This window comes from Psychromonas sp., assembly GCF_047632995.1.
GTDB lineage: Bacteria > Pseudomonadota > Gammaproteobacteria > Enterobacterales > Psychromonadaceae > Psychromonas.
In genome coordinates, this window is record NZ_JBLIEK010000117.1 from 1 (window position 1) to 10,908 (window position 10,908).

Annotated in this window: 10 protein-coding genes; 6 read left to right on the forward strand and 4 right to left on the reverse strand. The window is 40.0% G+C overall.

What is annotated here, in order from left to right:
• Positions 1–191: 191 nt before the first annotated feature.
• Positions 192–707 carry a disulfide bond formation protein DsbB gene (gene dsbB, locus ACJAT7_RS15475; protein WP_415227702.1) on the reverse strand — a complete coding sequence of 172 codons (516 nt, stop codon included), beginning with the start codon at positions 705–707 and terminating at the stop codon, positions 192–194.
• 485 nt (positions 708–1,192) lie between these two features.
• On the opposite strand from dsbB, the gene fadR reads away from it, so the two are divergent.
• From fadR to serS, 6 genes are read left to right on the forward strand one after another with little or no spacing between them, the layout of a single operon-like run.
• The gene (fadR, locus tag ACJAT7_RS15480; RefSeq protein WP_415227703.1) at positions 1,193–1,903 is read left to right on the forward strand and encodes a fatty acid metabolism transcriptional regulator FadR; all 711 of its coding nucleotides are present in this window, start codon (positions 1,193–1,195) and stop codon (positions 1,901–1,903) included.
• Between the two features lie 56 nt (positions 1,904–1,959).
• The gene (locus tag ACJAT7_RS15485; protein WP_415227711.1) at positions 1,960–4,422 is read left to right on the forward strand and encodes a DNA translocase FtsK; all 2,463 of its coding nucleotides are present in this window, start codon (positions 1,960–1,962) and stop codon (positions 4,420–4,422) included.
• Positions 4,423–4,425: 3 nt separating this feature from the next.
• Positions 4,426–5,043, forward strand: a complete 618-nt coding sequence (lolA, locus tag ACJAT7_RS15490) for an outer membrane lipoprotein chaperone LolA (RefSeq protein WP_415227704.1) — start codon at positions 4,426–4,428, stop codon at positions 5,041–5,043.
• On the forward strand, positions 5,043–6,374 hold the full coding sequence (locus tag ACJAT7_RS15495; RefSeq protein ID WP_415227705.1) for a replication-associated recombination protein A: 1,332 nt from the start codon (positions 5,043–5,045) through the stop codon (positions 6,372–6,374). Before lolA ends, ACJAT7_RS15495 begins: the two co-directional genes overlap by 1 nt.
• Positions 6,367–6,753, forward strand: coding sequence for a fluoride efflux transporter CrcB (gene crcB, locus ACJAT7_RS15500; protein WP_415227706.1), 387 nt, complete (start codon positions 6,367–6,369; stop codon positions 6,751–6,753). Before ACJAT7_RS15495 ends, crcB begins: the two co-directional genes overlap by 8 nt.
• 9 nt (positions 6,754–6,762) lie before the next feature.
• A complete protein-coding gene (gene serS, locus ACJAT7_RS15505) occupies positions 6,763–8,049 on the forward strand; it encodes a serine--tRNA ligase (protein ID WP_415227707.1) in 1,287 nt (428 codons plus the stop codon).
• 74 nt (positions 8,050–8,123) lie between these two features.
• On the opposite strand, the gene ACJAT7_RS15510 is transcribed toward serS, so the two are convergent.
• The 3 genes from ACJAT7_RS15510 to ACJAT7_RS15520 all read right to left on the reverse strand — a co-directional run.
• On the reverse strand, positions 8,124–8,324 hold the full coding sequence (locus tag ACJAT7_RS15510) for a YaeP family protein (protein WP_415227708.1): 201 nt from the start codon (positions 8,322–8,324) through the stop codon (positions 8,124–8,126).
• Between the two features lie 106 nt (positions 8,325–8,430).
• The gene (locus ACJAT7_RS15515) at positions 8,431–8,847 is read right to left on the reverse strand and encodes a SulA-like leucine-rich domain-containing protein (RefSeq protein WP_415227709.1); all 417 of its coding nucleotides are present in this window, start codon (positions 8,845–8,847) and stop codon (positions 8,431–8,433) included.
• Between the two features lie 597 nt (positions 8,848–9,444).
• A partial coding sequence (locus tag ACJAT7_RS15520) for a methyl-accepting chemotaxis protein (protein WP_415227710.1) occupies positions 9,445–10,908 on the reverse strand: 1,464 nt, incomplete at its 5' end.

Below are 10,908 nucleotides of genomic sequence, written 5' to 3' on the forward strand. Positions count from 1 at the left end.
CGGCGAATAATACATCATAAAGAATATGATGTTTCTGAGGAATTATTAATAAGCGCATTTTCAGCGCTTATTGAGGAAAGTTTTTATGAATAATGCTGTGGGGATCTCTCAGACTGAAGTCCACGCCTCAAGTTCTTTAAGCAAAAGGCAAAGTCTGTCATTCTCACCTGAGTTAAGTGCATAAGCATCTATTATTTTTTAGTTGGTAATAGTGCGGTCACTGCAACAAATACAAAAATAGCACAATAAATAGCAAAACTTACAATTAACCACTGTGGCATTGAATAACCTAAAAACCGCCATACGATATCTGAGCATTCACCGGTTGGGTATAATAACCAAGGCAGCCATTCGTGCAGTGGCGCCCAGCTTGGAAAGTTGGGTAAAAAATCACAGGTAGCAAAAGGAGAGGGATTAATTTGATAATTCGTGTGTTCGATAGCCAATAAAAGGCCCCAAACAGCACTGATTGCCCAGCATAAAAAAGCGCTTAGCCTGACAATTATATTATGTGGAGCACTCGCACCAAGTAAACCCGTAAAAATAATGCCGAACATAGTTATACGTTCATACACACACATTACGCACGGATCCAGCTTTAGAACATACTGAAAAAATAATGCACATAATTCGAGTACCAATGCGCTTGCTGCAAGCAGTAACCAGGGCCCGCGTTTTTTTGAAAGGTTTTTTAGAGTTGATTGCACCGTCTATTCCTAAATTTTATTATTGACTCTATTTGTAACATTATCTTAGCTAACCATCCATAAAAAATAATCTTCGAGATATAAAATTATTGCTCACTAAAAATGATTGTGAAGATAATCACATTTGCCGGTATCTGCTTAATATACCCATGATACCTCAATATGCTTTATCAGGACTCAGCTCGGAGGCCAGGATAAGGCTCAGCATGAAGGTAATGGTTGCTCCCTTGCCGAATGCTGTAACGCAATACTGGTTTTCGAACTGAGCCCCCGCAGGGCAAGCCAAATTGCACTCATCTGCGTCGTTATAAAATCTCAATGTAGAGTAACTATACTTCAATTTTATGCCTAGCATCTAAGTACAATTTGGCTGGCTGATTTTGCATCTTGAAGTAACATGGGTATACATATAAAGAAACGATTTGTCCAGCTTGATAATGACTGTGGTATTATACAGCGATATAAAGAGCAGACGGAATAATAAGATGATAATGAAAGTAAAGGGCCCTGCGGATGTTGCCGAGCAATATTTGATTGAATCTATCTGGAATGGCTCCATTGCAATTAATTCAGTATTACCCGCTGAACGCTTGCTTGCTGATAAAATAGGTGTAACTAGGACCACCTTGCGTGAAGTTCTGCAGCGATTATCAAAAGATGGTTGGATCACCATTCGCCATGGCAAAGCGACCAAAGTTAATGATTTTTGGGAAACGTCGGGGCTTAATGTTTTAAGTACGCTGACCCGTTTAGATGTTGCGAGGCGTGGTGATTTTATTGATCAATTAATGTCTGTCCGTACCAATATAAGTACCATTATTCTACGTATGGCTGCTAAAAATAATAACCAAAGTGTACTTCGTTTTTTAGAAAATGTACCTTCACTCGATGCCAGTAGCGAAACCTTTACCGAATTTGACTATCGCTTTTATCATCATGTTGCGGTTTCATCTAATAATATGATTTACGTATTAATTTTAAATGGTCTGCAAGACCTTTATCGGAAAGTTGGAATTTTTTATTTCTCAAATACTGAAGCGAAGTCTATTGCTCTCACTTTTTATGCTGAAATAAAAGCGGTGTTGGAGCAAGGTGAATTGCAGCAAATTATGAAAATTGTTCGCGATTCAGCATTTTCCAGTGGTAAAATATGGTTACGTTTACGTCATCAGCTACCTGAAGATTTTTTAGATTAACTAACTATTTTCAGTTTCATAATAATTACAGGACTAACCTTTTGTTAAAAAAAAATATGATCAATCACTTGTCGGGTGTCCAAAAGCTATTCGAAGTTGGTATTATTATTACTTTTTTTATAGCTATTTTTATCTCCATTTCCCTTATCTCCTTCTCGCCAGTGGATCCTAGTTGGTCTCAGCAGCAGTGGGTTGCTGAAATTGAAAATGCAGCCGGTAGAGGAGGCGCTTGGGTTGCTGATATCCTGTTTTATACATTTGGATTAGTTGCCTATTTTGTTCCTGTCGTTATTATTTTTCTGGGATGGGCATTTTTCTGGAAACCACAATTTCGTTTAGATATAGATTTTCTTAATCTGGGACTGCGCATAATTGGTTTTATCTTTACCTTGTTTAGTACTTCCGCTTTGGCTTCTCTTAATTTCAATGATTTCCATTATTACCCATCGGGCGGATTGATTGGCGATATAATTGCACAAAGTATGGTGGGTTTTTTTAGTTTATTAGCAGTCAATCTGATTTTATTGACCTTGCTGGTTTCAGGAATAACATTATTGCTTGGCTTTTCTTGGCTCCGTTTAATTGATGGCCTTGGTGCTTCTGTGATCTCGCTGTTTAATTGGTTATATCGTATACCAATGTCAATTCAAAATTGGAATGAATTACGCAAAGAAAGTAAAGCGCAGCAGCTTAATGAGCAGGCTGAATTACTCGCAATGCAGAAAAAAAATACGCAAGGCGCTAAGAATAAAAAAGTGCGAGGGAAAACTAATACGGAGTTGGAAACAGATGAAATTGGGGCTTTGAATTTTGACCATTTCGATATTGATGAGCAATTCGATGATGCGCCTTTTCAGATTGATGCTGACACCTCTGATAATGATAAAATCACAATCGACGAGTTTGTCGAGCAGAAACCCAGTGAACAGGGCGATAAACCCCAAAAAATTGAACCTAAAGTTGATTTTTCACACCTTCCTGATCATGCAAAACCCGTTATCAGACGGAAAATTGAAACGGGATTGGCGCCATTTCCCAGTGTTGATCTACTAGATCGGGCGAATAAAAAATATAAGCCAATATCTCAAGAAGAATTGGATACAGTAGCGCGTTTGGTAGAATCTAAACTGCTTGAATTTAAAATAAAAGCGGAAGTCGTTAATGTTTTGCCTGGCCCGGTTATTACGCGTTTTGAACTTGCTCTTGCGCCGGGTATGAAAGTCAGCACGGTTTCCAGTTTAGAAAAAGATTTGGCACGTGCACTCTCTGCAATGAGTGTGCGCGTGGTTGATCAAGTCCCTGGTAAGGCTGTTATTGCTTTAGAACTTCCGAATAAACATCGTGAAATAGTGTATTCATCAGAGGTATTAGGCTGTGAGGCTTTTAAGCAAGCCAAATCACCACTTAGTATGGTGCTTGGGGTCGATATTTCGGGTGAGCCGGTGGTGGTTGATTTAGGAAAAATGCCGCATTTGCTGGTGGCAGGAACAACGGGCTCAGGTAAATCCGTGGGCGTAAACTGTATGCTGGTCAGCCTGCTTTATAAATCGTCACCTGAAGACGTGCGTCTGATTTTAATCGATCCTAAGATGCTGGAATTAAGCGTTTATGAGGGGATCCCGCACCTCTTGACGGAAGTGGTCACGGATATGAAAGAAGCCGCTAGTGCACTGCGTTGGTGTGTTGGGGAGATGGAACGCCGTTATAAACTACTTTCTGAAATCGGAGTACGTACATTAGCGAGCTATAATAGCAAGGTCAAAGAAGCAATTGAAGCTGGCACTCCATTAACAGATCCACTTTGGAAAGCAGGGGATAGTATGGATGAAACTGCCCCAGAATTACAAAAACTGCCCAATATTGTGGTGGTAGTTGATGAATTTGCTGACATGATGATGATTGTCGGTAAAAAATGTGAAGAGCTTATTACGCGTATCGCACAAAAAGCACGCGCCGCAGGCATTCATCTAATTCTTGCAACACAGCGTCCTTCGGTAGATGTTATTACCGGTTTGATCAAAGCGAATATTCCAACACGTGTCGCTTTCCAAGTATCAAGTAAGATTGATTCACGTACAATTCTCGGTCAGCAAGGTGCAGAAACATTATTGGGTCATGGTGATATGTTGTATATGCCACCAGGCGTTGGCGTGCCAGTCCGTGTACATGGTGCGTTTGTTGCCGATCATGAAGTACATAAAGTGGTCGCGGATTGGAAAAAACGTGGCGAACCTAATTATGTGCAAGAAATTCTTGACGGTGATCTGACCCTAGATTCGTTATTACCGGGTGAAGGGGCCGAAGGTGATGATGAGATTGATACGTTATTTGATGAAGTAGTGGCGTTTATTACTGAAACCCGTAAAGTATCAATCTCTAGTATTCAGCGTAAATTTAGAATCGGTTATAACCGCTCGGCTCGTTTGGTTGATCAACTCCAAGCACAAGGAGTGATCACTTCGCCATCGGGCGCAAACAGCAGCCGGGATGTACTTGCACCACCACCAGTTAAGGATTAATTAATGAAAAAATGTATCACCCTATTATTTGTTTTTATAATAACTCCCTTTTATGCCCACGCGATGGCAACAACGGATGCCGGATTATTGAAGGAAAAATTAGCAAAATTTAGCCAGATTAATGCTGAATTTTCTCAAGTTGTGACTAGCCCTGAAGGTAATCTCTTAAATGAAAGTTGGGGGAAATTAACTATCTCTCGGCCGGGAAAATTCCGTTGGCAAGTAATTACGCCTGAAGAAGAGTTGATCGTTTCCGATGGTAAAACAATGTGGTTATACAGCCCTTTTATTGAACAAGTCACCTTAGTCAATTTGAGTGATGCAATTGAAGGTACTCCGTTTGTTTTGCTTTCTGGTGCAACTGAAAAACAGTGGGATAATTATACGGTAAAAATGAAGGATAATAAATTTACCATAAAGAACGCTGATCATCAGCTACACGATAACACCTTTATTTTTGAATTTAATGATGCTGATAATATCAGTAAGTTTACGGTGATTGAAGAACAAGGCCAACAGAGTGAATTTAAGTTAAGCCATAAATCATTAACCGCGCCATTAAAGGCCGATTTTTTTGATTTTCAAATACCTGTGGGTGTTGATATAGACGATCAACGTTAATGAAAGATCTGTTTGCTTTTAACAATGACTTTTTGCCGTTAGCTGCGCGTATGCGGCCGAAAACATTTGCACATTATATCGGCCAATCTCATATTATGGGGACGGAAAAACCGCTGCGTAAAGCACTTGAAAACGGGGCTGCCCATTCTATGATCCTATGGGGGCCACCAGGCACTGGTAAAACTACATTGGCAGAACTGATAGCAAATTATTGCCAAGCTGATGTGCAAAAACTTTCTGCTGTCACCTCCGGTATCAAAGAGATCCGCGCCGCCATTGAAATCGCACAGCAAAATAGATCATCCGGTATTAGAACCTTATTATTTGTAGATGAAGTGCACCGCTTTAATAAAAGCCAGCAGGATGCATTTTTACCTTATATTGAAGATGGCACAATCTTATTTATTGGTGCCACCACTGAAAATCCATCATTTGAGCTTAATAATGCCTTGTTATCTCGTGCGCGTGTTTACCTGTTAAAAAAATTAAGTGACGCTGAGATTGTGGAGGTAATTGATCAAGCTTGTTTATCAAGTGACGGCTTCGCAGAGAAACAGATCCGTTTTAGCGGTGATGTGAAACAAAAACTGGCGCAACTGGTACAAGGTGATGCGAGAAAAGCACTGAACTATTTAGAATTATTAGTGGATATGGCCGATGACAGTGAGCAACAGCTCACCATAGGTTTAGATTTGCTGATGGAAATAGCAGGGCGGGAAGGAGTCAGCTTTGATAAGCAGGGGGATCTTTTTTATGATCTTATTTCTGCTTTCCATAAATCGGTACGGGGCTCAGATCCCGATGCGGCATTATACTGGTTTGCACGTATGTTAGCGGGCGGATGTGATCCGCTTTATGTGGCACGCCGCCTATTAGCTATTGCATCGGAAGATATAGGCAATGCAGATCCGCGGGCGATGCAGATAGCGATCAATGCTTGGGATTGTTTTTCCCGTGTCGGACCTTATGAAGGTGAGCGTGCGATTGCCCAAGCCATTGTTTATTGTGCGTCTGCACCAAAAAGCAATGCTGTGTATGTTGCCTTTGCCAATGCTAAACAAGCGGTTAAAGAACTGCCTGAATTTGAAGTTCCACTGCATCTTCGTAATGCGCCTACAGAACTGATGGCGGAGCTTAATCACGGTCTTGGTTATCGTTATGCGCATGATGAAGATGGCGCATTTGCAGCCGGTGAAGTGTATTTGCCTGAAGCGTTACAAGGCACTCGATTTTACGAGCCGAGTTCACGTGGATTTGAAAAGCAGATATCTGATAAACTTAATTACTTACAGCAACTTAACTTAAACAGTTTAAATAAACGATATGAATAATATAATCACAAATATTGCACTGGTTGCGTGTGGAGGTGCTTTCGGTGCAACACTGCGCTATTTAATTGCTATGGGCATGCTAAGCCTCTTTGGAAAAGGTTTTCCATTTGCTACACTTACCGTCAATGTTTTAGGCTCCCTGATTATGGGAGCTGTTTTTCAAATAGTCCAACAAGAAACAATAACCACATCACCTTGGTGGCCGTTAATCGGTGTCGGATTTTTAGGGGCATTGACAACATTTTCAACATTCTCAATGGATAATGTGCTGCTTATACAGCAGGGTGAATTAATCAAAGCGATGTTAAATGTCGTATTGAATGTTGTTGTCTGTATTTTAGCCGCATATGTAGGCACTTTGTTAGTTTTAAAGAGTTAGGGAAAGAGCATGTTAGATCCGAAATTTTTACGTAATGATATACAAGAAACTGCAGATAAATTAGCGTCTCGTGGTTTTGTTTTAGATATTGAGTTAATTAATCAATTAGAAGAAAAACGCAAAACGCTGCAGGTAACCACAGAAACATTACAATCGGAGCGTAATAGTCGTTCCAAAGAGATTGGTATGGCCGCTAAGCGCGGTGAGGATATTACCGCTTTACGTGCTGAAATGGGTAAACTTGGGGAAGATCTGGATGCTGCAAAAGATCAATTTACAGCTTTAGCCGAGCAGCTTAAACAGCTTTCTTATGCTATCCCAAATCTACCACATGAATCAGTTCCGCTGGGTAACGGGGAAGAGGGGAATGTTGAAATTTCAACCTGGGGCACTCCGAAAGCGTTTGATTTCGAAGTAAAAGATCATGTTGATCTCGGTGAAGCGTTAGGTGGTTTAGATTTTAAATCAGCCGTTAAAATAAGTGGTTCAAGATTTATTGTGATGCAGGGACAAATTGCAAAGCTGCACCGTTCATTGGCGCAGTATATGCTGAATCTTCATACTAACGAGCATGGCTACACTGAAATGTACGTGCCGTTACTGGTAAATGCTGACAGCCTATACGGCACCACTCAGCTGCCTAAATTTGGTGATGATCTGTTTAATACTAAACCTGCAACAGAAGAGGGGATTGGTATGTCGCTTATTCCTTCAGCGGAAGTACCACTGACCAATATGAGCCGGGATATGATTTACGATGAATCAGAATTACCGATTCGAATTACAGCGCATACCCCCTGTTTTCGCAGTGAAGCGGGATCTTACGGCCGTGATACACGCGGGTTAATTCGTCAGCATCAATTTGATAAAGTTGAATTAGTACAAATAGTGCACCCGGAAAAAAGTTTTGATGCATTAGAGGAGATCACGGGTCATGCCGAGCAAGTGCTTAAAAATCTTCAATTGCCTTACCGAAAAGTAGTTTTATGTACCGGTGATATGGGCTTTAGTGCAACAAAAACCTATGATTTGGAAGTATGGGTGCCAGCACAAAATAGTTATCGTGAAATTTCATCCTGTTCAAATGTAGGTGATTTTCAGGCGCGTCGTTTACAGGCACGTTTCCGCTCTGCGGGTGCTAAAAAACCGGAATTAGTACATACCTTAAACGGATCCGGTTTAGCGGTAGGGCGTACATTAGTTGCCGTGCTTGAAAACTATCAGCTAGAAGATGGGCGTATTGAAATTCCAGCTGTTTTACAGCACTATATGGGTGGACTTACCCATATTGGGTAATAACCAAGGACTGTAAACCACACATAAAAAAGGAGCTGTTAAGCTCCTTTTTCTATTTTAGATTAACAGCTTGCTTAATCGTCGTTGTAATCGCTCAATACTAAGTTTGCAGCTGCGAAGGCGGCTTCGTTACGAATATTTTCAGGGAGATTCTCGTCGACGGCTATTTTATCTAAGGTTTTAATTGCGCAGGTAATGGCTTTAGGGATATAAGCTGCGTCACCACTGCCGATCTGATTAATTAGTTTTTTTGTTTTTTCACTGTACTGAAGCATGATTTTCTCACTGTTATTAATTAGTTACTTAAACCAAACCACCTGAATTTTCAGGTGGTTTGAGTATAAATCATTATAACTAATTTAAAGTGAGTTAGAGCAACTATTATTGGGTGCAATAAATAAAGCAGGTGCTGTTTGAACTTGCGGCAAGTGCATTGATTTCATCTTGTAGTGTTTGATCGCAGCCGTTTAACCAAGTGATTACTGTCGCGTAATTATTACTTTTCAGTGCGGTTTTTAATAACTCGGTTTGGTCAGTGATTTTACTTTGCCCCAAAGAGATAATGCGGCTTTTATTAATGCCAGCTTGCTCTAGAAATGTAAAATTTGGTTTTCCTGGTGGCGCTATAAAGAGGATCCAGCGCGGATCTTGATCTTTTGCTATGTGCGTTAATAAAGTGTGATAGTTTTCTAAATCATAAGATAGATTCAGATATGGCGATCCATTAAAGTTAATTAATAAATCTTGTGTTTGCTTTGCAATTTTAGCCTGTACTTGCATATAGTTTGATAATATCATAAACACCTGTATTTAAAAACACTGTATAAAGCAACAGTATTATCTTATAGGTTGTTTTTCAAGCTTTTTTGCTAATAACTACCTATTTATTCTAAATTTTGGTTATTCTGTGAACTGTTACTCTATTTCTCGATGTTCTTAAAATTGGAATTCAGAGACGTTAGCTCTCATTTTCGGGTAAATAGTACGCTTATCGAAGTGATGCTATCCATAGGTTGGCATTGATCACTGCTGATTGTTGAAGGCTTCTTTTCTCGAAGAGGAGGTCGCGGTTAACTTTGATAGGCTCGCCAATATGCTATCTGATTTTTAATTGAAGTTTACAGAACGGTCATTAATTTTAGCGCTTCATATCATAAGTTATTTCTGTTTTAACCCATTTGAATTATCTTATCTGTCGTTTATTTAACCGCTTTGGTAATGGTGAAATACTTATCTTTGTTTATTCTGAGGAGGGGGAGAACGGGGGCTAATAACGCGTTATATTCTGTCCAGAAAGGGCGTTCGTATTTTAATTTAGTTAGCTAGATAAAAAAAGTAAGCAACAGACTCAGTATTTAATGTGAGGCTGCTGCTTAATTATCTAAGTGTTGGTATTTAGATTTTGAATTTTGATAAGTTAGAGATTAAACCTGCACCAAGTTCACCTAAACGTTCACTTGCATGACGTGCTCCTTCTGCGTTCTGGGTGACATCATTGGTAATGTTGAATATCTCTGTAACGTTACGACTCACATCTTCCGCCACCGCATTTTGTTCATCGGAAGCCGTCGCTATTTGCGCGTTCATACCGCTAATTTGATCTATGGTTGCTTGGATGTCCGATAATGCAGTGCTGGCATTCGTAGACTCTGTGACTGTTTTTTGTAACGCTATCTGGCTTTCTTCCATTGACGTATTGGCTTCAAAAGAGGCTTTTTGTAACTCATCAATTATTTTTTCGATTTCAGAGGTCGAATCTTGGGTACGTTTTGCTAAACTGCGCACCTCATCAGCCACCACGGCAAAACCTCGACCTTGTTCACCTGCTCTGGCGGCTTCAATTGCCGCATTTAGAGCAAGTAGATTGGTCTGCTCGGCAATACTTTTAATGACATCCAATACCGAGCCAATCGTTTCACTTTTATCTCTAAGCTGACTGATTTTATCTGCAGTAACCATCATATCATTGCCCAGTAAATTGATTTGCTGAGCGGTGCTGTGTACTACATCACTACCTGTTTTAGCGAGTCCACTGCAGGTTTCTGTGCTTTTTGCCGTTTCATTGGCATTTTGTGCTATCTCATTGGTAGTGAGTGACATCTCATGTAAAGCGGTGGAAGCTTGTTCTATCTCTTGTAATTGTTGCTGAGTCGCTTTTACATTATTCGACGCACTGTTTATGATTGTTGCCGAAGTATTGTTAACTTCGTTTGCAGTGTCCATTACACCTTTTATTATGTCATGTAATTTGATAATAAAACGGTTGAAATTATCGGCAAGTTCACCAATTTCATCGTTATTTTTAATTGTTAAACGGCTGGTGAGATCGCCACCGCCTGATGCAATAACCGATAATGCAACGCCAACTGTACGAAGCGGTTTTACAACAAGATGAGAGAGTGCTAACCAGTTTGTTATTTGTAGTACTATCAATAGAATAAAAGCGATAACAAAAAAGGTTGTTTTAACCATGGTCAACATCAGATCATTACTATCGGCGCGGTAAACAATGGATAACTTGCCAATCTGCTGATTGCTCGACCAAAAAATCGGGACCTCTTTTAAGATAATATCTGCATTTTCAGGCGCATCATTCTCTTCTGTTTTTTCAAATAACAGCTGATCACGGTGATCATAGGCACTGATCTTATGAATAAAAGGCTGCATAACAAAAGCGCCAATGATGTCTGCAATTAACTCTTTATCATAAGCAAAGACAGGCTCTTTTAATACAATAGCCAGGGTTGTTTGTGAATCTTGTATCTCTTCTTCTAACAAGTCATCAAAGTATCCACGCGCCATATAATAACTAATGGAAAAAACAACAACCATGATCAGCAGTGAAACACTGCTGAGTAA